The organism is Streptomyces sp. NPDC102514, assembly GCF_055584525.1.
Genome location: NZ_JBVJLW010000010.1, coordinates 73,277 through 97,480, shown reverse-complemented (window position 1 = coordinate 97,480; position 24,204 = coordinate 73,277). Strand labels below are relative to the sequence as shown.

Genomic DNA, 24,204 nt, shown 5'->3' with positions numbered 1-24,204 from the left:
CCCCACCTCACGGGCCGAGGGCCACCGCACCGTGGTGGCCCCCGGCCGGTGACCTGCCGCAGGGACGACGATGCACGGCGTACTCCGCGCGGGGCGGCCCCGCCCTCTTCCATGACGCCTAGGCCTACGGTGGGCATCGCCCGGGCTCTCTTCACGCGCGAGGCCGGGAACCGGCGCGTACTGCCGCATCGGAACGTGGCGTTACGAGGCCGGTGTTGCGTGGTGTTCGGCGGATGTGATGCGGCGTCGGTCGAGGAGGTCTCGGTGCATCTCCTCACTGCTGCGCAGGGCGAGTGCCGCCATGGTCAGTGAGGGGTTGGACGTGGCCACCGTGGGCATGCTGCCGCATCCGACGGCGTAGAGGTAAGGGTGGTCCCAGCAGCGCTGCCATTCGTCGACCACGGATGTGCGAGGTGAGTCACCCATGATGTGGGTTCCGGCTCCGTGACCGGCCGCCCTGTAGGCGTAGGGGCGGCCTTCGAACTCGAAGTAGCCGGGCCAGCCGGGCCCCTGCTCGAAACGCGTATGGTCCTCTGCGCCCAGCAGGTCGAAGAGCTGGTCGGAAACCGCCTTCGCGGCGACGATGCCGCGTTTGACGTAGTCGGACAAGTCGTAGTGGATGACCGGCCGCGGAGTGCCCAGCGCGTCGCGGTGACGAGGATCGACGGTCACGCGGTTCGCCGGGTCGGCCTCCTGTTCAATCTCGAACTGGAAGGCGAACTCCCGTCCGATCTGGTCGCCGAGCGCCCGCCGCAGTTCCGTACCGAGGATGCCGCGGCCGTCGGACCCTCCGGTGCCCAGGAGTTCGGCGACCCGTTGCTCGGGCGGTCCCAGGGACCAGGTCCAGCCCCAGTTGCCGATCTCCACGCGAAACGGAGCACGCCGGGTACGTGCGGCGCCGAAGCGGAAACCCTCAAGTCCGGAGGTCGAGCCGGGGCCGCGATAAGCACCGACCTGCTGGGGCATCAGGCCCCACGTCAGCAGGACCGGGTGGTCCATCAGGTTGCGGCCGACCTGGTCGCTGCTGTTGGCGGCCTCGGAGAGGAGGAGGAGCTTGGCGTTCTCGATCGCGTGCGCGGCCAGGACGACGAGGTCCGCGTCGACGCTGTGGGTCACTGCTTCGGCGGTGTCGTCACGGTAGGACCGGTATTCGACACCTGCGGCCCGCCCGTCGGCTCCGATCCGGACCCGCGTGACGACCGCCCGGGTGACAAGGGTGACGGACGAGCCCCAGCGGGCCTGGGTCTTGAGGGGCGTGTACTTCGCCTGGGACGGGCAGATCGGTACGCAGCTGGCGTAGCCCTGGCACAGCGTTCCCTGCTCTGGCTGCCCCGATCCCGCGGCGGGCCGGTAGCCGGCGCCGTCGTCGTAGGAGGGATGGGGCAGGCCGTTGCGGGCGTGTGGTGTCGTGACGACGCGCAGACGGACCGGATCGTCCGCCCCGGGATCCCGAATGGTCCCGCCGTCCAGGGACTTCGTCATCACCTGGTCCAGGTAGCTCTGCGGGATGGACCGCATGGGGAACTGGTAGCCGTCCGGGAACGGCAGGCCGACTTCCGCACGCTGCTCCTCGGCGTCGCCGGCCACCCCGATCTCCCGCTCGGCCGCGCGGTAGTACGGTTCCAGGTCGTCGTAGCCGAGAGGCCAGTTCCGCCCCTGCCCGAAGTCCCCGGCGCGGAAGTCCTCGGGGTGCATCCGGGGCGCGAGTCCGGTCCAGGCCAGGCCGGTGCCGCCGTTGGCCCGCAGGTATCCGCTGCCGTACGGAAGCGGACCGTTCTGCACGAAGTACTCGCCGACATCGGACATCGCCGGCGACGGTGCCGCTTTACTCGTCCGGTAAGGCGAGTTGGGCACCTTGAGCAGTGCTGTGCGGTACGTCTCGACCGCGTCCGCGTGTCCCCCGTCCGAGCTGGACGCGCCGTGTCCGGCCTCCAGCACCAGGACCCGCCAGCCCTGGTCGCCCAGGCGTTTGGCCACCAGGGAACCCGCGAAACCCCCACCGACCACGACCACGTCCCACCGAAGCTCCTGCGGACCGCTCATCGCACGACCACCGACTCGGTGTCACGTGCTCCCGTGGGCGCTGCCCCGGACGGGGCGTCGGCCCAGCTCCCGTGCGCCTGTGCCGTCGCGCCGGGCGCGTTCCCGCCGAACGCCCGCCATACGAGACCCTGTTCATAGGCCCGCGACGAGACCACGTACGGCCCGGCCTCCGGTGTCCGCGCTCCGTTGTCCGGGGACGGCGGGTCCGGCAGGCCTGGCCACGTTCCGACGTACCAGAGGTGGGTGATCGCCCGCGCCAGCTCCCGGGTGGAATCGTCCTCGAAACGCGGCGGGCCGTCGGGGGCCCCCGCCACCGAGTCGGCGAGCTGGTCGAGCCGCTCAGCCCCTGCCTGATCCACGACGACCTGCCGGTACGTGTCCAACATGCCGGTCTCCTGCAACTCCCTGCAGTCGAAACCGGTCAGGTCCGCAGACAGGGCGGCGAACTGGTGGAGTTCCATGCTCTCGAAATCCTTTTTCCTATGAGGTCAGACAAGTTCTTGTCGTACGCGCGCGCCCTCGCGGGACGGTGAGCCCGCGCGGGCCGGACGCGCGCCGGGTCGCTGGGGTCGCTGGGGGGCACGGCCGAAGCCCGGACCGGTACCGGCGCCCCCGCGTCAGCGGCGTACCGCCGTGGCGGTTGCACCGGATCGGGCACGGCGAACCACATTCCGCGCGATGAGAGGGTGTTCGCTCCCGGGTACGTCGTCGTCCTCGGGTGGGTCCGTGATGTAGTGCATCGACCCCGGCGACGGCTCGACGTGGGCACTGCCGTCGCTGTGCCGGCCGTTCCCGGCCACGGCCGCAGACGCGGAGTCGGGCGCCGCGTAGTCCAGTCGTACGTCGTCGTCGATGAGTGCGACGGCCCGCGGAGTGCCGCCGGTCCGACGACGTGTCCGCAGCGCCGGGCCCTCCGGTGAGCCGGGGTTCCCGGCACCGTGTGCCCCGGGAGTCCCGTCGCAGATCGCCATCACTGCTCCCGTGTGCCGGGGAGGAGCGAAGGCCGGGCCTCGGCCGGGCCGGTACCGGCTTCCGCGTCGGGGCCGAACCGGTTCAGTTCGGCCGTGATGACGGCGGCGACGCGCGGGAGTTCGTCGCTCTCCAGCATGTCCCAGTGGCCGCAGTCCACCGGTTCCACCACGAAGCCGCCGCCGGCGCGGCGCTGCCAGAAGGCGCGCAGTCGGGCGGCTGCCTCACCGTCCTCGTCGTCCTCCACGGCCGTGGCCTGCATGAGCACCGTGCGGGCCTGCGAGTCGGGCACCTCGTAGGCGAGGCCGGTTGCCTGGTGGTGGTTGTACACCGTGAGGTACCGGGCGACCTGGTCATCGTCGATGCCCGGGTACATCCCGTTGAAGCGGATCAGCTTCTGCCGGAACTCGTCCATGCCGGTCGGCGTGAACGGGGTGTGCCGTTCCGCGTCCTCGGCGCCGCGGGTGTCGAGCAGGACCGCGCTCACCCTTTCGTGCCCGGCCGCCGCCAACTGGCGGCCCATCTCGTGGGCGATCAGCCCCCCGTAGGACAGCCCGCACAGCACCAGTGCCTCGTCCGGGCGGGGACCGACGAGCCGCAGGTACTCCTGGGCGACGGCCTCCACGGTCGGCAGGGTCGACTCACCGGGATTGATCCCCGGGGCCTGCAGGCCCACCACGCCGACGTCCTCCGGGAGCGCGGTGGACAACGGCAGATAGCAGAAGGCGGTGCCGCCGGCGGGGTGGACGCACACCACGCGCTGCCGGCCGTTCCCGGCGCGGAACTCGACCAGGCTGCTGTGGTTCGCGGGTCCGGCGGTCCCGGAGAGGGCGCCGCGAACGAACTCCGAGAGCGCCTCGATCGTGGGACGCAGCATGACGTCCCGGACCGGCAACGCCACGCCGAGTTCCTCCTGCACGGCGTGTGCCATCTTGATCGCCGAGATCGAGGTGCCGCCGAGCTCGAAGAAGTTGTCCGCGACCCCGACGTCCGGGTGCAGCAGCACTTGCCGCCAGATCCGGTACAGGGCCATCTCGACGTGGTCACGGGGTGCGGCCGTGTTGACCCGCCCGGCGCGGGTGCCGGCGGTCGCGCTCAGCACCGCCTCCCGGTCCACCTTGCCGTTGCGGTTCAGCGGCAGCCGCGCGAACTCGGCGACGACCGCGGGGATCATGTAGTCCGGCAGCCGCTCCCCGAGCGCGAGACGCCATTCGTGGGGTGTCCGGTCGGGCCCGGGGTCGCGTCCCACGCCGGCCACCAGGTGCGGGTCGTCCGGCGTCCGGCGGTCGGCCAGGACGACCGCCTCCCGCACCCCGGGCACCGCCAGCAGAGCGGCCTCCACCTCGCCGGGCTCGATGCGGAAGCCGCGCAGCTTGAGCTGGTCGTCGTGGCGGCCGACGTACTGGGCGTTGCCGTCCGGCAGCCAGCGCGCCAGGTCGCCGGTGCGGTAGAGGCGTTCTCCCGGCACGAACGGGTCCGGCACGAAACGCTCGTCGGTGAGGTCGGGCCGGTGCAGGTACCCGTGCGCCAGGCTTGCGCCTCCCGCGTACACCTCGCCGGGAACTCCCACGGGCACCGGGCGCATGCGGTCGTCCAGCAGGTACAGACGCGTGCCGCGCAACGGCCGCCCGATGGGGCACGACCGCGAGCGGGCCTGCGGATCGGTGTACGCGGTGGTGTAGAGCGTGGCTTCGGTCGGTCCGTAGCCGTAGCAGATACGAAGGCCCGGCAGTGCCTCGCGCATGCGGTGCAGCGCGGCTTCCGGCAGGGACTCCACGCCGGTGAGGAGCTGGCGCAGGCTCAGCCCGGCCAGTCGCCGGGACGGGTCCTCGTCGATCCACATGATGTAGGAAGGGGGCAGGAAGGCCTGGGCCACCCGCCGCTCCCGCAGCCAGTCCATGAGCGCCCCGGGGTCGCCACGAAGCTCGTCGGGTACGAGGTGGAGCACCGCGCCCGTCGTCAGCGGTACGAGGAGTTCGTGGACCGAAGCGTCGAAGCCGATGCTCGACCAGGCCGACGCGGCCTCGCCCGCGGCGTCGCCCATGAGCTCGTGCCAGTGGTCGAGGAGGTTGACGACGCTGCCGTGGGTCACCGCCACCCCCTTGGGGCGGCCGGTCGACCCGGAGGTGTAGATGACGTAGGCCAACCGGGCAGGGTCCGGGTCGATCCGCGGCGCGGTCTCCCGCGTGCCCTCCGCCTCGACGGCGGCCAGGTCCTGCCAGAGTCCGCCGTCGGCCGCCGGGGCCGTGTGGTCGGTCAGCACCAGTGCCGGCTCGGCATCGGCCACCATGGCCGCGAGCCGTTCGGCGGGCTGCCCCGGGTCGAGCGGGAGGTAGGCGGCCCCGGCCTTGAGGATACCGAGGACCCCGACGACCAGTTCGAGCGTGCGCCCGGCGTGCAGGCCCACCACCTGGCCGGGGCGGACTCCGCGGGCGGTCAGCGCGCTCGCCAGCCGGTCGGCTCGCAGGTCCAGCGCCGCGTAGGTCACTTCCGCGTCCCCGGCGACCACCGCCGGCTGTTCGGGCCGGGTCCGCACCTGTTCCGCGAAACGCTCCAGCAGGGCGGCGGACGCCGGTGTCACCGGGTCGCCTCCCCAGCTGAACGTCGACAGGATCTCTCGCTGCTCGTCCTCGTCCAGCAGGGTGAGGTCGCCTACGTCCGCCGCGGGCCGCTCGGTCATCAGCCGGAACACCCGCAGCAGTTGGCGTGCGAACCGCTCGACGGTCGTCTGGTCGAAGAGCGCGGTGGCGTACTCGATCCCGCCGACCAGGCGCCGGCCCTCGTCGGCGACGACCGCCACCAGGTCGAATTTCGCGGCGACATGTGAGTCGTCCTCACGCACCTCGACGGTCACGCCGGGAAATTCGAGCTCCTGCCGCATGGAGGGAACCCAGGCGACCATCGTTTGGAACAGGGCCGTGTAGGCCGGACTCCGCGGCGGGTTGACCAGCTCCACGACCCGTTCGAAAGGCAGGTCCACATGGCGAAGGTCTTCACGCAGCCGCCCGTTCACGCGCTTCAGCGCCTCCCCGACGGTCGGTGAGCCGGACAGGTCGGCGCGCACGGCAAGGGTGTTGGCCAAGAAGCCGATGAGGCCACCGACGTCGCCCTGCCGGCGGTTGGCCGTCGGGGTGCCGATAACGATGTCATCCTGCCCGGAGAGCAGGGACAGCAGCAGCGACCAGCCGGTCAGGACCGTCGCGTACAAGGAGACCCCGTGCTGCTTCGCCAGGGCTCGCAGCGCCAGGGTGAGGTCCTCGTCGACGACCAGGGCAGCCCTGCCGCCCCGGAAATCCTGCTCGGGCGGACGGGTCCGGTCAGTGGGCAGGGGGAGCACGGCCGGGACCCCGCTCAGCGCACCGGTCCAGTACTCGGCGTACGCGGCGGACTCCTCTCCCGCCATCCAGTCCCACTGCCAGCGGGTGTAGTCGCTGTACTGCCACCGCAGTTCCGGCAGCGACACTTCCTGTCCTTCGTGCAGCGCGGCGTACATCGTGCTCAGCTCCCGCAGCAGCAGGGACTGGGACCAGCCGTCGAAAATAAGGTGGTGGGCCGTGAGCAGAAGGACGTGGTGGTCCTCACCGAGTACGACCAGACGGCCGCGCGTCATGGCCTCCTCCCCGAGGCGGAAGGGAGTGCTTCCCACCGCCCGCTGCGCCTGTGCGAGGCGCTCGTCCGCGTCCGGCAGCCCTCTCAGATCCTCGACGGTGACGGGGAATCCCGTCTCCGGGGGATTGACGATCTGAAGGGCCGAGCCCTCGGCCGGCACCAACCGGGTGCGGAGCGCTTCGTGCCGGGCGGCGAGCAGGTGCAGCGCCTGGACGAGGAGGTCCGCGTCCAGCGGCCCCTTGAGGTCGAAGTTCATGAGCCCGTGGTACGCGGCGCTGGCCTCCCCGCCCATCCGCGCCAGGACCCACAACCGTTCCTGTGCCAATGACAGGGGGGCAGGGTCGGACGAGGGGACGCCGGCGGGGCCTGATGCCCCTGATGCCGACGAGGCCGACAGGGTGGACGGGAGAATTCGGGGGGTGGCAATGCGAGGCACAAGGTCTCCTTCATGAGAAAGGAAGACGGCGAGACAGGCGCGGGACGCGGCGCGGGGACGGCCTGTGTCCGGTCGGCCGCACCGGCGACCGGGAGCATGGCGAGGGCGACAGCTGAATGCGTGGTGTCCGCGTCGCGCCTCGGCGTGCCGGGCAGGATTCCGAGGCGCCCGTCCGGCGGCGGGCTTTCGTCGTAACTCAGGAATGTTTATCGGCGCATCACTCGCGACGTGATGTCAGGGATATTGGTCGAAGCAGCTGGACTAGCAATAAATAACTAGCAATGCATATGGCTCATCACGAATTAATGGTTCGTCATGCAAAAGTACATCCCAGACTGCTTTAAAGGTCAACAGTGACGCAGGTCACACACTTTCCTGGCGTCGAAGTGTTTGGATCCGGCATGTCTAGAAAAAGGGTAAGGCGGCAATTCTGTCAAATATCACCACCCTTCCGTCATGGGGAACTGGGTGAGGGAAGTCCGATGCGCGCCGAAAAGGCGTGCGTTCCGGCGTTGTCGAATCTCCCGCCCTTGTCGCGGGTCGTCGAAACCCGCGTGCCCTCCGGCCCGCCTAAACGCGATGGGCTGCACCGTTTCGCCGGACATGAAGCCTTGACGGGGCGTAGATCTTCATTACGCTGAAGCGGCTTGAGATTCACGGAGGCGCTTATGGGCGAGGCCCGAGCCGGTGCGGCGTTCACCGGGCAGGTCAGGAGGGCGCGTGCCCTCGATATGCCGGCGGGTCGGCTGTTCGGCATCACCTCACGGGATCGGCGTCACCCCACGAGTTCGGCAGCACCCCCTGGGGGTACCGGTTAAATCAATCCATCGTAGGGAAATGTCTGCATGTGTACTCCATCGGGCCATGACGGCAAGGGATTTCCCTTCCCGTGTAAAACTGAAGCAAAAATTTTCATCTCCTACTGAATGCATATCGGTCCCGTCGGGTTCGCCATGAAGGGGTCCGGCCGGTGATTCACCTTTCGCGGGACCAGGTCCTCGACGGACCTGCCAGCTTCACTCCTTCTCCTCCGTCCGTTTCTCGCAGCGGGCCCCTCGCGACGCGGCTCCCCATGCGAGTTCCCACCGTCGGCAGCGGTTCCCCGTCCCGGAATCCGCCCTTGAGCAGATCCGGCTCCGGCCGCCCGGGCACGCCCAGGCCCGGATGGTGCCGTTTCTTCACACGCCACACGCCTCACACCGACGGACCCCCGGCCGATCTGGGCAACCCAGTAGAGGCCCCTGCGTGAGTGTTCGCCGAGACCGAAAGGTCACACCCCAGTTCCTGAGGATCGCGGAAAGGACGTTACGTCGATGAGCACCGACGGCCTGCCCCTGGACGGTGTGACCGTCCTCGACTTCACCCAGGTCTTCATGGGTCCCAGCTGCACCCAGTTGCTGGGTGATTACGGCGCCGACGTGATCAAGATCGAGCGCCCCGGAACCGGCGACCTCTCCCGGACATCCTTCCCGGACCGGGATGGGCTGGACGGCCCGATCTTCCTCGCCATCAACCGGAACAAGCGCAGCGTCTGCGTCGATGTCCGCGCACCCGAAGGCAAGGAAGTGATTCTGAGTCTGGTGCGCGCAGCGGACGTGGTGGTGAGCAACTTCCGCGGTGGCGTGATGGAACGGCTCGGCTTCGGCTACGAAGACCTACGGACGGTCAACCCTCGTCTCATCTGGGCCTCCGGCACCGGTTTCGGAAGCGCCGGCCCGTACAGCCACAAGGGCGGCCAAGACGTGATCAGCCAGGCCTACTCCGGGGTGATGTGGCGCCGCGAGTCACCCGACCTACCACTGTCCGTCTACCCCACCCCACTGGGCGACTACACCACCGGCATGCATCTGCTGCAGGGCATATTGCTCGCGCTGTTCACCCGGACCAGGACCGGCGAGGGCCAGAAGGTCGAAGTCAGCATGTACGACTCGATGCTGCACATGCAGATGCAGGAGGCCTGCGCGCAGCTGAACCGCGGCTACGAGGTCAACTGGGCCAGCATGCCGCTCAGCGGTGTCTTCCCGACCATGGACGGCGCGGTCTGCATGGTCGGAGCGTTCAAGGAGAACCCGCTGCGCGCGGTATGCGCAGCCCTGGAGATGGACGAGGACCTCTCGCTGCGCGAGGAGTACTCCACCATGGAGGCGCAGTTCCAACGACGCCCGCAGCTCCAGGCGATCTTCCGGGAGCGGTACGCCGGCAACGTCACGGACCACTGGATCCGACGACTGGAGGAGCAGGACATCCTCTGCGCCCCGGTGCGCACCCTGGAAGAGGCTCTCGCGGACGAGCAGACCGCGGTCAACGGCATGATCGTCGATATGAACCACCCGGTGGCCGGCAAGGTCAGGGCGGTCGCCGCACCCATCCTCCTCTCCGGCGCCCGCATGGGCGTCCGCCACTGCCCGCCGCAGCTCGGTGAGCACAGTTCCGAAGTCCTCAAGGAACACGGCTTCGACGACGCCCGGATCGCTGCGCTGGTGGAGAGCGGTGTCCTGCGGTGACTGCGGCGCCCGCCACGGACGACGTGCGCCTGGAGATCGACCAGCACGTCGCCCGTGTGACCATCGACCGACCCCGGGTGCTCAATGCCGTCGGAGCCAGGACGCTCCAACACCTCAACGAGGCTTGGGAACGCATCGAGTCGGACCCCGAGGTCCGTGTCGTCGTCGTGACCGGCGAAGGCGACCGAGCCTTCTGCGCAGGCGCCGACATGTCCGCCGAGGAGACCGGCAGGACCGGCTTGGAGTACTGGGCCGCTCTCGACCCCAACGGTTTCGGCGGCCTGTCCCTGCGCACCACCCTCGATGTCCCGGTGATCGCCCGGGTGAACGGGTACGCCCTCGGCGGTGGCATGGAGATGGTCCTGGGCTGCGACATCGTGGTCGCCGCCGATCACGCCCAGTTCGGGCTCACCGAGCCCCGTGTCGGACGCGTCCCACTCGACGGGGGAGTCACTCAGCTTGTCCGCCGGCTGCCACATACCCAGGCGATGGGCCTGCTGCTCACCGGGCGGCGGGCGAGTGCGGCTGAGCTCGCCGGGATGGGTCTGGTCAACGAGGTGGTTCCGGCCGAGCAGTTGGACGAGGCGGTCGACCGCTGGGTCGCCGGTGTTCTCGCATGCGCTCCCACCTCGCTGCGCGCCATCAAGCAGATGGTGCAGCGCACCGCGCACCTGACCAGTCAGGAGGCGCGGGCGACCCGCCTGCCGGCGCTGATGGCAGCCCTGGACAGCGAGGACAGTCGCGAGGGCGTCCAAGCCTTCAGGGACAAACGCCCACCGAACTGGCCAGGGCACTGAACGGCCGGCGATCAGCGCGGGGTGGACCGCGACTGGGAGGAGTGCGCCGTGCGCTGACGCTCGTACAACTCCTCGTACCGGTCCGGGGTGTGCTTCTTGAACTTACGGTGCGGGGCGTCACCACCGGCCGCCGGTCTGCGCCCCGCACCAGCCCCAGCTGACGAGCGTGGGTGATGTCCGCGCGGCTTGCGGGCCGGATCGGGCTGCACCGCTTCGAGATGCGTCGGATCAAGGTCTCCATCCGTCAGTAACTCGCCCTTCCCCGGCGCCTGTCAGGCGGTCCGGATGACGCGTCACCGCACCGGCCGCAGGACCGGCAAGGTCGCCATCGCCAGCGTCTACGCGGTCACCGGTCGGCGTGAACTGCCCTGTGTGGAGGTACGCACAGCGAGGTGACGGTCTCGATGGGGGAGCGGATCGGGGCGTATCTTCAGGGCGTATGGGAGAAAGAGGTAGTGGGTGCGGGATTATGGACACCGAATTTTTCCATACCGCTCCCAGATGATCCGGTTTCGCCCGCTCCGCCGCTGTTCAGCGGCCCTCCTGCGCTGGAGTATGAATGATCGTATGGATCAACGGTGCGTTCGGTGCGGGGAAGACCACCACCGCACGGGAACTGATCGACCTGATCCCGAACAGCACACTCTTCGACCCCGAGCTGATCGGCACCGGGCTGGCGCAACTGCTGCCCGCCAAGCGCCTCGCCGAGGTCGGCGACTTCCAGGACCTGCCGATCTGGCGGCGGCTCGTGGTCGACACGGCGGCAGCGATGCTCTCCGAACTCGGGGGCGTGCTCGTGGTCCCCATGACACTGCTCCGCCAGGACTACCGCGACGAGATCTTCGGCGGCCTCGCGTCCCGCAGGATCGCGGTACGCCATGTGCTTCTCGCCCCGGCGGAAACGATCCTGCGCGAACGAATAGCCGGCCGGGAGGTCCCGCCGGACCTCCCCGACGGGGAGATACGGGTGCGCCAGTGGTCGTACGACCAGATCGAGCCCTACCGCGCCGCCCTGGCCGGCTGGCTCACCGCGGACGCCCACCCCGTCGACAACGGCACCCTCACCCCGTACGAGTCCGCCGTGCGCGTCGCCGAAGCCGTGAACAGCGGATCCGTGCCGGTCTGCGACATCGTGCAGACCCCCGAACCCACCTCGGAGACCGTCGCGGCGGGGGTGCTCCTCTTCGACGAACTGGACCGGGTGCTGCTCGTCGACCCGACGTACAAGGCCGGCTGGGAGTTCCCCGGCGGCGTCGTCGAATCCGGTGAGGCACCCGCGCGCGCGGGCATCCGCGAGGTCGCCGAGGAGACCGGCATCCGGCTGACGGACGTCCCCCGTCTCCTGGTCGTCGACTGGGAACCCCCGGAGCCCCCCGGTTACGGCGGCCTGCGCCTCCTCTACGACGGCGGCCGGCTGGGCGGCGGCGAGGCCCGGCAACTGGTGCTGCCGGGCCCCGAACTGCGCGACTGGCGCTTCGTCACGGAGGAGGAAGCCGCCACACTCATGCCCCCCATCCGCTACGAGCGCCTGCGCTGGGCCCTCCGGGCGAGGGAGCGGGGGGCCGCCCTGTACCTGGAGGCAGGGGTACCCCAGGGCTAACTGACGCTCATCTTCGAGGCCGACCGGCGTATGTCTTTCAGCCCGTGCGGTCCGCGCTTTTCAGGCCGACGGCCGCTTGTCCTTCAGCCCGTCCGGCGTTTGAGGACGAGGCCGTTGAGGCCGAAGGGGGGTCTGGGGGCGCAGCCCCCAGGAGCTTGGGGCACGCCCGATACAGAGGCGTGCCCCGGCTTCACCCCGCCGCGTAATTCCGGAGGAACAACGCCTCGGCCACAGCCAGCCGCTCCAGCTCCTCGGGCGACACGCTCTCGTTCACGGCGTGAATCTGCGCCTCCGGCTCGCTGAGCCCGATCAGCAGGATCTCCGCCTGCGGGTACAGCGACGCGAGGGTGTTGCACAGCGGAATGGACCCGCCCTGCCCCGCGTACTGCATCTCCGCCCCGTCGTACGCGACACTCATCGCCTCGGCCATCGCCGCGTACGCCGGGCTCGTGGTGTCGGCACGGAACGCCTGGCCCTGCCCGATCTGCTCGGTGCCCACCCGCGCTCCCCACGGCGTGTGCGCCTCCAGATGGGCCTGGAGCAGCTTGGTCGCCTCGACGGCGTCCACGCCCGGCGGCACCCGCAGGCTGACCAGCGCGCGGGCACCGGCCTGCACGGACGGGGTGGCGCCGACCACCGGCGGGGCGTCGATGCCGAGCACGGTCACGGCGGGCCGCGCCCAGATACGGTCGGCGACCGTGCCCGAGCCGATCAGCCGCACGCCGTCGAGCACCTTTGCGTCCTTGCGGAACTGCGCCTCGTCGTACTGCAGGCCCTCCCACGACGAGGAGCCCGCGAGCCCGTCGACCGTGGTCGAGCCGTCCTCGGCGCGCAGCGAGTCGAGCGCGCGGATCAGCGCGCTCAGCGCGTCGGGGGCCGCGCCGCCGAACTGGCCGGAGTGCAGATTGCCTTCGAGGGTGTCGACCTGGACGCGGACGAGCGTCATGCCGCGCAGCGCGGTGGTGACCGTCGGCACGCCGACCCGGAAGTTCCCGGAGTCGCCGATGACGATCGCGTCGGCCGTCAGCAGCTCCGGGTGTTCCTCGGCGTACCGCTCCAGACCGCCGGTGCCCTGCTCCTCCGAGCCCTCGGCGATGACCTTGACGCCGACCGGGACGCCGCCGTTCGCCTTGAGCGCGCGCAGCGCCAGCAGGTGCATGATCAGGCCGCCCTTGCAGTCGGCGGCCCCGCGCCCGTACCAGCGGCCGTCCCGCTCGGTCAGCTCGAAGGGCGGCGTCTGCCAGCCGGCCTCGTCGAGGGGCGGCTGCACGTCGTAGTGCGCGTACAGCAGGACGGTCTTCGAGCCCTCGGGGCCCGGCAGGAAGCCGTACACCGACTGGGTGCCGTCAGGGGTGTCGAGCAGGGCGACGTCCTGGAAACCCTCGGCGCGCAGCGCGTCGGCGACCCAGTTCGCGGCGCCCTCGCTCTCGCTGCGCGGGAACTGGTCGAAGTCCGCCACCGATTTGAAGGCCACCAACTCGGTCAGCTCCGTCTTCGCCCTGGGCATCAGGGAGACGACGGTCTCGGCGACCGGATTCGACGACATGGGCACGCTCCTCGTGGGTGCGACGTTGTACGAGTGGGTACGGCTGCGGATGAGCGCGCGAACGGGTGTGCGCGCTGCATACGCTGCCGATCCTCCCACAGCGGTCTTCGCCGGACGCCGCCGTAGGATGCGTGGAGTAGGTGCGGCAGGCGGCGGGATCGGAGCAGCAGACCATCGTGAGCAGCGAGAACTCTTCGGACGACGGACAGGACGACGGGCAGCAGGTGTGGGACGTCGTCGTGGTCGGGGCGGGACCGGCAGGCGCCTCGGCCGCCTATGCGGCGGCGGTCGCGGGGCGCCGCGTCCTGTTGCTGGAGAAAGCGGAGTTGCCCCGCTACAAGACATGCGGCGGCGGCATCATCGGACCGAGCCGTGACGCGCTGCCGCCCGGTTTCGAGTTGCCGTTCCGGGACCGGATCCATGCGGTCACGTTCTCGCTCGAGGGCAAGTTCGCGCGCACGCGCCGCTCCAAGCAGATGCTCTTCGGGCTCATCAACCGGCCGGAGTTCGACCAGCAGCTCGTCGAGCACGCGCAGAAGGCGGGCGCCGAACTGCGTACGGGGGCCACGGTCTCCCGGGTGGAGCAGCACGGCTCGGCGGTCCCCGACCGGCGCTCGGTCGCCGTCGTCCTCCAGGACGGCGAGACGCTGCTGGCGCGGTCGGTGGTCGGCGCGGACGGCAGCGCCAGCCGGATAGGAGCACACGTCGGGGTGAAGCTCGACCAGGTCGACCTCGGCCTGGAGGCGGAGATCCCGGTTCCGGAGACGGTCGCGGAGGACTGGAAGGGCCGCGTCCTCATCGACTGGGGCCCGCTGCCCGGCAGTTACGGGTGGGTGTTCCCCAAGGGTGACACCCTCACCGTCGGGGTCATCTCGGCGCGGGGCGAAGGAGCCGCGACCAAGCGGTACCTGGAGGACTTCATCGCCCGGCTGGGCCTCGCGGGCTTCGAGCCCAGCATCTCGTCCGGGCACCTGACCCGCTGCCGCGCCGACGACTCGCCGCTGTCACGGGGCCGGGTGCTGGTGTGCGGGGACGCGGCCGGACTGCTGGAGCCGTGGACCCGCGAGGGCATCTCCTTCGCGCTGCGTTCGGGGCGGCTCGCGGGGGAGTGGGCGGTGCGGATCGCCGAGGCCCACGACGCCGTGGACACGCGGCGGCAGGCGCTGAACTACGCCTTCGCGATCAAGGCGGGGCTGGGCGTGGAGATGAGCATCGGCAGGCGCATGCTCCAGATCTTCGAGCGCCGGCCGGGAGTGTTCCATGCCGCGCTCACCGGCTTCCGGCCCGCGTGGAAGGCGTTCGCGGGGATCACCCGCGGCTCCACCTCGCTGGGCGACATGGTGCGTTCGCACCCGATGGCGGAGCGGGCCCTGAGCAGGATCGACCGCTGACTGCCGACCGCTGACCACGACGGCCGACTGTTGACTCCGACGGCCGACGGCCGACGGCCGACCGCTGACTCGGGCGGTCGGCCGCCGACTCGGACGGTCTGCCGCCGACCGGCGGGCACCGACCGTCGGCGGCGGCCCCGGGCGCGTACTCCGCCGGGAGTACGTGTGATCACCACGCTCGTCGGACGCCCCGGCGGGCCGTGGCGTCTAGCGTGGCGGGCATGGAAGAGCAGCGCACACGCCGGTGCGGCGGACCCCCCTGGGCCAGGGGCGGTCCACCGGGGAGCCGGTGGCACGGGCCCCCGTGGTGGAACCACCGCGGGGAGGAGGAAGAGAGCGGCGGCCACCCCCGGTGGCCGTGGCGTTCGACGCTGCTCCTCACCGTCTTCGTCATGGTCGGCAGCACCTTCGCCGCCGGGGCGCAGCCCGAGCGGGAACCGCTCGACGCCCTCGCGCGGGCCCTGCTGCTCGGCGGCGCTCTGCTGCTCCTGTGGCGGCAGCGGTACCCGGTGGCGGTGCTGTGCGGCACCGCGGCCACGGCGCTCGTCTACTTCAGCGCGGGATACCCGTACGGACCGGTCTTCCTCACGGTCGCGCTCGCCTGCTTCAGCGCGGTCCTCGCCGGGCACCGCCGGCTCGTCCGGGCCGTGCTCGGCACCCTGTGGACGGTCCATCTCCTGGTGGGTCACTGGCTCTACCGATGGCTGCCGCCGGACGGCGACCCGGCCTCCTCGTGGGGCGAGGAGATCGCCATCGCCGCCTGGTTCGCGGCGATCCTCGCGGTCTCCGAGCTGGCCCGTGTCCGCCGGGAGCAGTGGGACCGCGACCGGGCGGAACGCCGCCAGGCGGCCAGGCGGCGGGCCGACGAGGAACGGCTGCGCATCGCCCGCGAACTGCACGACGTCCTGGCCCACAGCATCTCGGTCATCAACGTCCAGGCGGGAGTCGGCCTCGCGCTCCTCGACTCCGACCCGGAACAGGCACGTACCGCGCTCACCACCATCAAGGCCGCGAGCAAGGAGGCGCTGGGGGAGGTGCGCCAGGTGCTCGACACGCTCCGCACGCCCGGGGACGCGCCCCGCGCTCCGGCGCCCGGCCTCGACCGGCTCCCCGAACTGGTGGAACAGGCCGCGAGCGCCGGTCTGACCGTCGCCGTCGAGACCGGGAACGGGACCGGGAAGCTCCCGCCGGGCGCCGATCTCGCGGCCTTCCGCATCGTCCAGGAGGCGTTGACCAACGTCGTACGGCATTCCGGGTCACGGCACGCGCGCGTGCGGGTCGATCGGACGGGCGACGCCCTGCGGCTCCGTATCGACGACGACGGTCCGGCGACCGGCGAGGAAGCGGGCGGCAGCGGCAACGGACTGGCCGGAATGCGGGAGCGCGCGGCGGCGCTGGGTGGCACGATCGAGGCCGGACCCCGGGAGGACGGAGGGTTCCGCGTGCTCGCCGTGCTGCCGTTGAAGAAGTCCCGCATCCCCGAGGAGGACCGGTGATCCGCGTACTGCTCGCCGACGACCAGTCTTTGGTCCGCGCGGGATTCAAGGCGCTGCTGGACGCCCAGCCGGACATCGAGGTGGCCGGAGAGGCCGCGGACGGGGCACAGGCACTGCGGGCCGTACGTCAGCTGCGGCCCGACGTCGTCCTGATGGACATCCGTATGCCGGTGCTCGACGGCCTCGTCGCGACGCGTCGTATCACCGACGCGCCGGACCTGGCGGACGTCAGGATCGTCATGCTCACCACCTTCGAGCTCGACGAGTACGTCTTCGAGGCGATCCGTTCCGGGGCGTCCGGCTTCCTCGTCAAGGACACCGAACCGGAGGAACTGCTGCGGGCCGTCCGGGCGGTGGTCGAGGGCGACGCGCTCCTCTCGCCGGGGGTGACGCGCCGGCTCATCGCCGAGTTCGCGGCGCGTTCGAAGGAGCCGGCCGCGGCGGACGCGCTCGTCGAACTCACCGAGCGGGAGCGGGAGGTGATGGCGTTGGTCGGCATCGGACTGTCGAACGACGAGATCGCGCGGCGCCTGGTGGTGAGCCCGCTGACGGCCAAGACCCATGTCAGCCGCACCATGGTCAAGCTGGGTGCCCGCGACCGGGCCCAGCTGGTCGTGCTGGCCTACGAGTCGGGGCTGGTCCGGCCGGGCTGGCTGGGCTGAGGGCCCTGCCGGAAGCGCATCAGCACCGAGATCACCCGTAGGAGGAAGAGCACGGCCGCGAGGCCCGTCCCGGCGACGAGGAGGACCTTCTCGACCGTCGTCGGCAGCTGGAAGAGCAGGGCGGGGCCGGCCAGGACCCCGAACAGTACGGCCGCGGCGAACACGGCGCTGGCCAGGGCGTATCCGATCTCCACGGTGATCGCGTCCCGTTCGGACTGCGTCCGTTGCCCCCCGCTGTGTCCCATACGGGGAGTGTCACAGCTGGGGGTCCGGCGGGGCAAGGAGGCCCGCACACGCGCGTGCACCCGATGCGGCTGCATTTCATGCCGATGCGACAGAACAGGTCCTTGCTAAGGTGCGGCCATGGCGGCTGGGGAGAAGGCCGAGCAGGTGCTCGTGGACCGATGGCGCGACATCCTCGCGGTGCACGCGCGCACACTGTGCGAACTCGACCGCGCACTGCACCGACACGGCCTGGGCGCCAGCGACTTCGAGGTGCTCGACGTACTGGCCGCGGGCGCGTCGGCGGACGGCGGGAACGCGTACCGCGTCCAGGAGATCGCCGAGCGGGTGCATCTGAGCCAGAGCGCCCTGTCCCGGCTGATCGGCCGCCTGGAGAAGGACGGCCTCGTGGAGCGCTGCATGTGCCCCGAGGACCGGCGGGGCGTCCGCGTGTCCCTCACGGTGAAGGGGCGCACCCTGCACCGTGAGGTGCTGCCGCTCCAACGGTCCGTGCTGGGGCGGATGTTGGCGGGCGGGTCTGACTCGCGGGACTGACCGGCGCCCGCCGGAGGCGTGGCCCTGCCGGGGTGCCTCTACCGGGTGCTCCTACCGGGTGGTCGAGTCCCCGGAACCCTCGTCGAAGCTCGCGAAGTAGGCCGCGGCCATGTCCTTGTCGGCGTGACCCTGCGCGGCGGCCCGCTCGAAGCGTTCGGCGCTCGCCGCCGCGACGTCCAGGCGGACCCCGTGCTGCTCACCGGCCTCGACGATGAGCCGGGCGTCCTTGCCCGCGGTGGACACGGCGAACGCGGCGGGCGACAGCCGGTCCTCCAGGATGAGGGCGCTCTTGGCGTGCAGATACCCCATGTCGAGCGGGCCGCCGGCGATGGCGTCGAAGAAGCTCTGCGGTTCCACGCCCAGCGCCTTGGCCAGGGCGAGGGTCTCGCCGGTCGCGCTGGTGGCGGCGATGACCCAGCTGTTGGCGACGAGCTTGAGACGGGTGGCGCTGCCCGCGGCCCCGTCCTCGCCGGTCCACACCGTACGGGCGCCGACCGCGTCGAAGACCGGTGCCACGGTGTCCCGGCCGTCGCTCGGACCGGCGGCCAGCACGAGCAACTGCCCCGCCTCGGCGGGCTGTCGGGTGCCGAGCACGGGCGCGTCGTAGAAGACGAGGCCCTTCTCCCGGGCGAACTCGGCCAGTTGGCCGACGCCGTCGATGCCCGCGGTCGTCGACTGGATCCACGACGTGCCCGCGCGCAGGGCGGGCGAGGCCTGCCGCATCACGTCGAGCGCGGCGGGACCGTCGTACAGCATGGTCAGCACGACATCGGCGCCCTCCACGGCCTCGGCGGGCGTCCCGGCGATGTACGCACCGTCGGCGGCGAGCGGTTCGGCCTTGTCCCGGCTGCGGTTCCAGGCCCGGACGCCGTGCCCGGCCCGCGCGAGGTTACGGGCCATCGCGGCCCCCATGATCCCGGTGCCCAGGACACTGACGGTGAGCTTGTCGGTCATGACATCAACTTCCCTATTGGTTCCGTGCGGGGGATACCCACTCTGCCGACCATCCTGGCCCTTAACGGTCAGCTCTGATCAGTAACTCACCAACAGGAGTCAGCGGCTCCCGGGGCTCGCGGGACGTAGTTACGTTGGCGGTTTCCGCATCGTCCTGGGGGCCGCACTTGAGAACCGCACTCTGGATGGTCCTGGCGACCCTGCTCACCTACGTCACCGGGACCGGCCTCTACAACGCGACCCGCAGTGACGACAGGGAGACCCTGATCGGCAACATGCTCCTGAGCTGGTCCGTCGGCTGGTACGCGGTCAGTAGTTGGCGCCGTGCGTACGGTTCGACGCGTCGGCGCGCACCGTGGGCCGACACGGGAGCGACTGGTGCAAGTGTTTCTCTCGGAATGGCCAAGAGCGGTTCAACAGCTGCTCAGGATTGAGCAACCCGAACAGAGGGGCGACGGGGCGGACGTACGTTCCCCTCCGTGATCTCTGACCCAGCACCTCACATAGCCGCCGAAGCGACGACCCCCGCCCGGCGCTCCCTCCTGCGTGCCGCCCTCACCGGGACCGCGGTTCTCGGCGCGGGCCTGACGGTCGGCTCCGGATCGGCGACCGCCGCGGCCCCCGTCGCACGCAAGCGGCCCACCACCGCCGAAGAGGCCCTGCGGGAGCTGTCGGCGGGCAACCGCCGCTGGCGCACCTTCCGTGAGAAGCACCCCGACGAGACTCCCGCCGTCCGGCAGGCGCTGACGGCCGGTCAGCACCCCTTCGCGCTCCTGCTCGGCTGCATTGACTCCCGGGTGCCTCCGGAGCTGCTCTTCGACCAGGGCCTCGGCGATCTGATGACCGTCCGCAGCGCGGGCCAGGTTCTCGACGAGGCCGTGCTCGGCAGCCTCGCCTACGGGGTGCTCGAACTGGGCATCCCGCTGCTCATGGTGCTCGGCCACCAGTCGTGCGGCGCCGTGAAGGCGACGGTCGAGGCGGACGAGTCGGGTGAGGAACTGCCCCGCCACATCCAGTACCTGGCCGACCAGATCAGCCCGGCCATCGACCGCACCGAGGAGGGCGACGCCCGCGTCGACGCGACGATCGACGCCAACATACGGCTCATCCGTTCTCGGCTCGCGGCGGAGCCCGATCTCGCCGCCAAGGTGGACTCGGGGGCGCTGCGGATCGTCGGCGCCCGCTACGAACTGACCACCCAGCTCGTGCACCGCGTCGGCTGAATGTCATGACGCCGGCCGACACGGCCGCAGGTCCGAGCCCTTCCAGGGGCTCGGACCTGCGACTCGGACCGGCATCGCCGACCCACGGCCGGGCGGGCGGTGCGAGCGTGCGGACCTTCGGCGCGGCGCGTACGCACTACCGGCGCGGACGGCCCTCGTCGTCGTCCTCGATGCCGTCGGTGGCGATCCGTTCCTTGCGGACCTGGCCCGTGACGGTCTCCTCCTCGGTGACTTCCTCGGTGCTCAGCCGCACCCGCTCCACCGGAACGGTCTCGGTCTCCACGACCGGGCGTTCGGCGTGCAGCGTGACCTCGTGCTCGGCCTCGGAGATCTCCGCGCCCGACAGGGCGTCGCCCACGTTCGCGTCCGTGATCGGCTCGCGCACGACGCGTACCTCCTCGTGGCGCAGGGGTACCGTCTGCTGGACCTCCTCCGTCACCACGTACTTGCGCAGTCGCGCCCGCCCCGCCTCGTACCGCTCGGTGCCGACGTGCATGTGCTCCTCGGAGCGGGTCATCGCCTCGTCCTGGGGCGTGGCCATGTCCCTTGCCGTGGTGCCGGCTGCCGCGGTCGTCCCGGCGGTGCCGGAGTGCGCCCAGCCGTCTCCGCCGGGCTGGTTCGCCTGCTGCCACGCGTTGTCCCAGGCGATGCCGTAGTGCTCGTACAGCCGGACCTCCTCCGACTCGGACAGATGGCCGCCGCTGTCGACGTCGACGTTGGGGGCGTCCTTGACCATGCCCTTGGCGTAGGGCACCTCAAGGTGGTCCTCGACCATGACCGCTTCCCGGATCGGCACGAACGACTCGCTGGTGCCGAAGAAGCCGGTCTTGATGCTGACCCATTCCGGACGGCCGGTCGCGTCGTCGAAGAAGACGTGGCTCGCGTCCCCGATCTTGCTGCCCTCGGCGTCGTACACGGGATGTTCCAGTACTGCCGGTATCTGCTCCTGGGTGATCATGCTTCAGCACCCTCCTTCTTGGTCCGGTGTGCTGTCCGGGTCACCGCGACAGAAGGCATGAAACATAGTAAAAGCGGACAATAGCTATAGAAAAGGCAACTACTTTGCGGCCGGCTCGGGCCTCGCGCGGACGCGGGTGACGAGTTTCCGCAGCAGGGGCCAGATCAGCAGCAGGGCCGTCACCGCGTACACGGTCACCGAGAAGGGCGTGTTGACCAGCCCCGACACGCTGCCGTCGCTGATCTGCAGGGCGCGCCTGAGCTGTTGCTCGGCGTTGGGGCCGAGGATGACGCCGATGACGGCGGGCAGCACCGGCAGACCGTACCGCCGCATGCCGAAGCCGATCAGCCCGATGATCAGCAGGATCACCAGGTCGATGACCTCGCCGCCGACCGCGTACGCGCCGACCGCCGCGAAGAACAGGATGCCCGCGTACAGATACGGGCGCGGGATGCGCAGCAGCTTCGCCCAGACCGGGGCCAGCGGGAGGTTGAGGGCGAGCAGGAGGACCATGCCGACGAAGAGGGAGGCGATCAGGCCCCACACCAGGTCCGGCTCGCGCTCGAAGAGGAGCGGGCCCGGCTGGATGCCGTACTGCTGGAACGCCGCCAGCATCACGGCCGCGACCGCCGTCGTCGGCAGACCGAGCGTCAGCATGGACACCAGCGTGCCCGCCGCGGAGGCCGACGCCGCCGACTCCGGCCCCGCCACCCCCTCGATCGCGCCCTTGCCCCAGTCGTCCTTGTGCTTCGACAGGCGCTTCTCCGTGGCGTACGACAGGAACGTGGGGATCTCCGCGCCGCCCGCCGGGATCGCGCCGAAGGGGAAGCCGATCAACGGCCCGCGCAGCCAGGACTTCCAGGTCCGCCGCACATCGTCGCGGCCCAGCCAGGGCCGGCCCACCGGGATCGGCTCGCCCGGGCTGCGCCGCAGATGCGCCGCCACCCACAGGGCCTCGCCGATCGCGAACAGGCCGACCGCCACGATCACCACGTCGATGCCGTCGGCGAGTTGCAGCGAACCGAAGGTGAGCCGCTGCTGGCCGGTCATCTGGTCCAGGCCGACGAGGCCGAGGGTCAGGCCGATGAGCAGGGACGCGAGACCTCTGATCCGCGACGAGCCCAGCACCGACGTCACCGCGATGAACGCCAGGACCATGATGGCGAAGTAGTCCGGCGCGCCGATGTCCACCGCGAGGTCCGCGACCGTCGGGGCGAGCGCGACCAGCAGGAGCGTACCGATCAGACCGCCCGCGAAGTGGCCGATGGCGGCGGCCGCGAGCGCCTGCGCGCCCCGCCCCGCCTTGGCCATCGGGTTGCCCTCCATGGCCGCGACCACGGCGGCGCTCTCACCGGGCGTGTTCAGCAGGATCGAGGTGGTCGAACCGCCGAACATCGCCCCGTAGTAGATGCCCGCGAACATGATGAACGCGCCGATCGGTTCGAGTCCGTACGTCACCGGCAGCAGCAGTGCGACGGCCATCGCGGGCCCGATGCCGGGCAGTACGCCGATCGCGGTGCCGAGCAGCACACCGAGGGCGGCCCACAGCAGATTGACCGGTGTGAGGGCCGTACCGAAGCCGTCCATCAGGGAGTTGAGGGCGTCCATGTCACAGCACTCCCATCAGCGGGCCGCCCGGCAGCGGTACCCCGAGCAGATTGTTGAAGACGGCGTACGTGACGAGGGAGAGGGTGGCCGCGATCAGCGGGTCCTTGTCGAGGCGGCGGCTGCCCAGCGCGAAGGCGGCGCCCCAGAAGAGGAGGGCGCCCGCGACGGGGAAGCCGAGCGGTTCGATGAGGACGGCCGAGCCGAGGAACACCCCGGCGAGCAGCAACACCGTGCGCCAGTCGGCCGGTTCGGACAGGTCGACGTCCTCGCCGCCCTCCGCCTCGCCGTGACCGCCGCGCAGCACGTCGACGGCGAGCAGCGCGGCGATCACGAGCAGCCCGATGCCGACGACGATCGGGACGGTCTTCGGTCCGACGGGGCCGCGCTGGGTGATGTCGACGTCCATGGTGAGCGCGTCGGTCAGGACGAGTACGCCGAGCGCCAACAGCATCACGCAGACGCCGAGTTCGGAGTGCTCCCGCAGCCAGGCGCGGCGCGTGTCCGCGGGCGGCGGGGGCGTCGGCGGGGTGGGCGGCGTCCCGGGGACGTCGGTGGTCTGCGTCGTCACAGTCCCAGCTCCTTCAGCACCGACACCACGCGCTTGTCCTGGGCGTCCAGGAAGTCGCCGAACTTCGCACCGGTCAGGAACGCGTCGTCCCAGCCGTTCGTCTCCAGGGACTTCTGCCACTCGGGGGAGTCGTGCAGCTCCTCGACGAGGCGTACGAGCTTGTCGCGTTCGGCGTCGGACAGGCCCGGCGGGGCCACGATGCCGCGCCAGTTGGTGAAGTCCACGTCGTAGCCGGACTCCCTCAGGGTGGGCGCGTCCAGCTCGCCGACCCGCTCGGGGCCGGTGACCGCGAGCACCCGCAGCTCGCCCGCCTTGATCTGGTCGAGGTACTCGCCGACGCCGGACACCCCGAAGGCGACCTTGTTGCCGAGGATCGACGCGAGCAGCTCACCACCGCCGTCGAAGGGGATGTAGTTGACGTCCTTCGGGGCGATGCCCGCGGCCTTCGCCATCAGCATCGGCGCGAGATGGTCGGGCCCGCCGGGCGAGGAACCACCGCCCACGGGCAGCTTGCCGGGATTCGCCTTCCAGGCGTCCACGAGCTGGTCGACCGACGTGTACGGGGAGTCCTTGGAGACCACGACGACGTCCTGCTCCTCGGTGAGCCGGGCGATCGGGGTGGTGTCGGCGAGGGTCTTCGGCGCGTCGTTGGAGCGCACCGCGCCCACCACGCCGAGACCCATCGACATGGCGAGCTTGCCGTTGCCGTGCTCGCTCACCAGCCGGCTCAGCCCGACGGTGCCTCCGGCGCCCGGCAGGTTGAACACCTCGATGTTGTGAGTGAGTTCGGCGTCCTCGGCGTTCTTCGCGGCCGTACGGGCGGTGATGTCGTAGCCGCCGCCGGGCGTGTTGGGGACCATGAAGCGCAGGCCGGGAATCTGCGTGCCGGTCTCGGCGCCACTGCCTGTCGTGAGCAGCGGAGGTCCCACGAACACGAGCACGGCGGCCCCGAACAGGGCGAGGGGAGTGCTCAGGCGCACGGGTTCCACCACCTGTACATGAGATGCGGGGGAGGGGCGTCCCCGTACTGGAGCCGGGGGGATACGGGGACGCCCTGGAATGG

Annotated in this window: 20 protein-coding genes; 9 read left to right on the top strand and 11 right to left on the bottom strand. The window is 70.6% G+C overall.

All coding sequences use genetic code 11. From position 1 onward, the window contains the following. Positions 1-201: 201 nt before the first annotated feature. The 4 genes from ACZ60E_RS25265 to ACZ60E_RS25250 form a co-directional block, all read right to left on the bottom strand. Positions 202-2,043 (bottom strand): FAD-dependent oxidoreductase, encoded by a 1,842-nt coding sequence (locus ACZ60E_RS25265; RefSeq protein ID WP_469443261.1) that lies wholly within the window; start codon positions 2,041-2,043, stop codon positions 202-204. Continuing rightward, positions 2,040-2,504: a hypothetical protein gene (locus ACZ60E_RS25260; RefSeq protein ID WP_469443259.1), complete on the bottom strand. Its 465-nt coding sequence runs from the start codon at positions 2,502-2,504 to the stop codon at positions 2,040-2,042. The genes ACZ60E_RS25265 and ACZ60E_RS25260 overlap by 4 nt, the downstream gene beginning before the upstream one ends. A 156-nt stretch (positions 2,505-2,660) precedes the next feature. Continuing rightward, positions 2,661-3,014 (bottom strand): hypothetical protein, encoded by a 354-nt coding sequence (locus tag ACZ60E_RS25255; RefSeq protein WP_469443258.1) that lies wholly within the window; start codon positions 3,012-3,014, stop codon positions 2,661-2,663. Continuing rightward, positions 3,014-7,057 carry a non-ribosomal peptide synthetase gene (locus tag ACZ60E_RS25250; RefSeq protein ID WP_469443256.1) on the bottom strand — a complete coding sequence of 1,348 codons (4,044 nt, stop codon included), beginning with the start codon at positions 7,055-7,057 and terminating at the stop codon, positions 3,014-3,016. The genes ACZ60E_RS25255 and ACZ60E_RS25250 overlap by 1 nt, the downstream gene beginning before the upstream one ends. A gap of 1,313 nt (positions 7,058-8,370) precedes the next feature. Between ACZ60E_RS25250 and ACZ60E_RS25245 the strand changes: the two genes are divergently transcribed. The 3 genes from ACZ60E_RS25245 to ACZ60E_RS25235 all read left to right on the top strand — a co-directional run bounded on the left by ACZ60E_RS25245 (position 8,371) and on the right by ACZ60E_RS25235 (position 11,958). Further along, positions 8,371-9,561, top strand: a complete 1,191-nt coding sequence (locus tag ACZ60E_RS25245; protein ID WP_469443255.1) for a CaiB/BaiF CoA transferase family protein — start codon at positions 8,371-8,373, stop codon at positions 9,559-9,561. Then, entirely contained in the window at positions 9,558-10,358 is an 801-nt protein-coding gene (locus ACZ60E_RS25240) for an enoyl-CoA hydratase-related protein (RefSeq protein ID WP_384799033.1), read from the top strand. Before ACZ60E_RS25245 ends, ACZ60E_RS25240 begins: the two co-directional genes overlap by 4 nt. 559 nt (positions 10,359-10,917) lie before the next feature. Next, on the top strand, positions 10,918-11,958 hold the full coding sequence (locus ACZ60E_RS25235) for an NUDIX hydrolase (protein WP_469443254.1): 1,041 nt from the start codon (positions 10,918-10,920) through the stop codon (positions 11,956-11,958). Positions 11,959-12,148: 190 nt separating this feature from the next. Here ACZ60E_RS25235 and ACZ60E_RS25230 read toward each other — a convergent pair whose 3' ends face one another. Continuing rightward, positions 12,149-13,504, bottom strand: a complete 1,356-nt coding sequence (locus tag ACZ60E_RS25230) for a dipeptidase (RefSeq protein ID WP_385835043.1) — start codon at positions 13,502-13,504, stop codon at positions 12,149-12,151. Between the two features lie 176 nt (positions 13,505-13,680). Here ACZ60E_RS25230 and ACZ60E_RS25225 point away from each other — a divergent pair, with 176 nt between their 5' ends. The 3 genes from ACZ60E_RS25225 (at position 13,681) to ACZ60E_RS25215 (ending at position 17,053) form a co-directional block, all read left to right on the top strand. Beyond that, the gene (locus ACZ60E_RS25225) at positions 13,681-14,895 is read left to right on the top strand and encodes a geranylgeranyl reductase family protein (protein WP_384799419.1); all 1,215 of its coding nucleotides are present in this window, start codon (positions 13,681-13,683) and stop codon (positions 14,893-14,895) included. Between the two features lie 212 nt (positions 14,896-15,107). Continuing rightward, positions 15,108-16,391 carry a sensor histidine kinase gene (locus ACZ60E_RS25220; RefSeq protein ID WP_469443253.1) on the top strand — a complete coding sequence of 428 codons (1,284 nt, stop codon included), beginning with the start codon at positions 15,108-15,110 and terminating at the stop codon, positions 16,389-16,391. Then, the gene (locus ACZ60E_RS25215; RefSeq protein WP_384799021.1) at positions 16,388-17,053 is read left to right on the top strand and encodes a response regulator; all 666 of its coding nucleotides are present in this window, start codon (positions 16,388-16,390) and stop codon (positions 17,051-17,053) included. Before ACZ60E_RS25220 ends, ACZ60E_RS25215 begins: the two co-directional genes overlap by 4 nt. On the opposite strand, the gene ACZ60E_RS25210 is transcribed toward ACZ60E_RS25215, so the two are convergent. After that, a complete protein-coding gene (locus ACZ60E_RS25210; RefSeq protein ID WP_469443252.1) occupies positions 17,014-17,298 on the bottom strand; it encodes a DUF6332 family protein in 285 nt (94 codons plus the stop codon). The two genes, ACZ60E_RS25215 and ACZ60E_RS25210, sit on opposite strands and share 40 nt — an antisense overlap. Positions 17,299-17,416: 118 nt before the next feature. Between ACZ60E_RS25210 and ACZ60E_RS25205 the strand changes: the two genes are divergently transcribed. Next, positions 17,417-17,830 (top strand): MarR family winged helix-turn-helix transcriptional regulator, encoded by a 414-nt coding sequence (locus tag ACZ60E_RS25205; protein WP_469443251.1) that lies wholly within the window; start codon positions 17,417-17,419, stop codon positions 17,828-17,830. Between the two features lie 51 nt (positions 17,831-17,881). On the opposite strand, the gene ACZ60E_RS25200 is transcribed toward ACZ60E_RS25205, so the two are convergent. Then, complete coding sequence (locus tag ACZ60E_RS25200) at positions 17,882-18,784, bottom strand: NAD(P)-dependent oxidoreductase (protein WP_453793053.1); 903 nt, start codon at positions 18,782-18,784, stop codon at positions 17,882-17,884. Positions 18,785-18,951: 167 nt separating this feature from the next. Between ACZ60E_RS25200 and ACZ60E_RS25195 the strand changes: the two genes are divergently transcribed. Beyond that, the gene (locus tag ACZ60E_RS25195) at positions 18,952-19,218 is read left to right on the top strand and encodes a hypothetical protein (protein WP_384799008.1); all 267 of its coding nucleotides are present in this window, start codon (positions 18,952-18,954) and stop codon (positions 19,216-19,218) included. A 45-nt stretch (positions 19,219-19,263) separates the two neighbouring features. Next, positions 19,264-20,007, top strand: a complete 744-nt coding sequence (locus ACZ60E_RS25190; protein ID WP_469443250.1) for a carbonic anhydrase — start codon at positions 19,264-19,266, stop codon at positions 20,005-20,007. A gap of 136 nt (positions 20,008-20,143) precedes the next feature. Here the strand turns inward: ACZ60E_RS25190 and ACZ60E_RS25185 are convergent, their stop codons facing one another. From ACZ60E_RS25185 to ACZ60E_RS25170, 4 genes are all read right to left on the bottom strand, one after another. Next, positions 20,144-20,965 carry a DUF2382 domain-containing protein gene (locus ACZ60E_RS25185; protein ID WP_453793056.1) on the bottom strand — a complete coding sequence of 274 codons (822 nt, stop codon included), beginning with the start codon at positions 20,963-20,965 and terminating at the stop codon, positions 20,144-20,146. A gap of 99 nt (positions 20,966-21,064) precedes the next feature. Continuing rightward, positions 21,065-22,573: a tripartite tricarboxylate transporter permease gene (locus ACZ60E_RS25180; protein WP_384799000.1), complete on the bottom strand. Its 1,509-nt coding sequence runs from the start codon at positions 22,571-22,573 to the stop codon at positions 21,065-21,067. A 1-nt stretch (position 22,574) separates the two neighbouring features. Beyond that, entirely contained in the window at positions 22,575-23,141 is a 567-nt protein-coding gene (locus ACZ60E_RS25175; protein WP_469443248.1) for a tripartite tricarboxylate transporter TctB family protein, read from the bottom strand. Further along, a complete protein-coding gene (locus tag ACZ60E_RS25170) occupies positions 23,138-24,121 on the bottom strand; it encodes a Bug family tripartite tricarboxylate transporter substrate binding protein (protein ID WP_469443540.1) in 984 nt (327 codons plus the stop codon). The genes ACZ60E_RS25175 and ACZ60E_RS25170 overlap by 4 nt, the downstream gene beginning before the upstream one ends. Positions 24,122-24,204: the final 83 nt, after the last annotated feature.

Excerpts from the sequence above, each read along its gene's own strand:
- ACZ60E_RS25235 (WP_469443254.1), top strand. The coding sequence starts at position 10,918 with ATGATCGTATGGATCAACGGTGCGTTCGGTGCGGGGAAGACCACCACC.
- ACZ60E_RS25265 (WP_469443261.1), bottom strand. The coding sequence starts at position 2,043 with ATGAGCGGTCCGCAGGAGCTTCGGTGGGACGTGGTCGTGGTCGGTGGG.
- ACZ60E_RS25205 (WP_469443251.1), top strand. The coding sequence starts at position 17,417 with ATGGCGGCTGGGGAGAAGGCCGAGCAGGTGCTCGTGGACCGATGGCGC.
- ACZ60E_RS25210 (WP_469443252.1), bottom strand. The coding sequence starts at position 17,298 with ATGGGACACAGCGGGGGGCAACGGACGCAGTCCGAACGGGACGCGATC.
- ACZ60E_RS25245 (WP_469443255.1), top strand. The coding sequence starts at position 8,371 with ATGAGCACCGACGGCCTGCCCCTGGACGGTGTGACCGTCCTCGACTTC.
- ACZ60E_RS25185 (WP_453793056.1), bottom strand. The coding sequence starts at position 20,965 with ATGATCACCCAGGAGCAGATACCGGCAGTACTGGAACATCCCGTGTAC.
- ACZ60E_RS25260 (WP_469443259.1), bottom strand. The coding sequence starts at position 2,504 with ATGGAACTCCACCAGTTCGCCGCCCTGTCTGCGGACCTGACCGGTTTC.
- ACZ60E_RS25230 (WP_385835043.1), bottom strand. The coding sequence starts at position 13,504 with ATGTCGTCGAATCCGGTCGCCGAGACCGTCGTCTCCCTGATGCCCAGG.
- ACZ60E_RS25180 (WP_384799000.1), bottom strand. The coding sequence starts at position 22,573 with ATGGACGCCCTCAACTCCCTGATGGACGGCTTCGGTACGGCCCTCACA.
- ACZ60E_RS25200 (WP_453793053.1), bottom strand. The coding sequence starts at position 18,784 with ATGACCGACAAGCTCACCGTCAGTGTCCTGGGCACCGGGATCATGGGG.
- ACZ60E_RS25255 (WP_469443258.1), bottom strand. The coding sequence starts at position 3,014 with ATGGCGATCTGCGACGGGACTCCCGGGGCACACGGTGCCGGGAACCCC.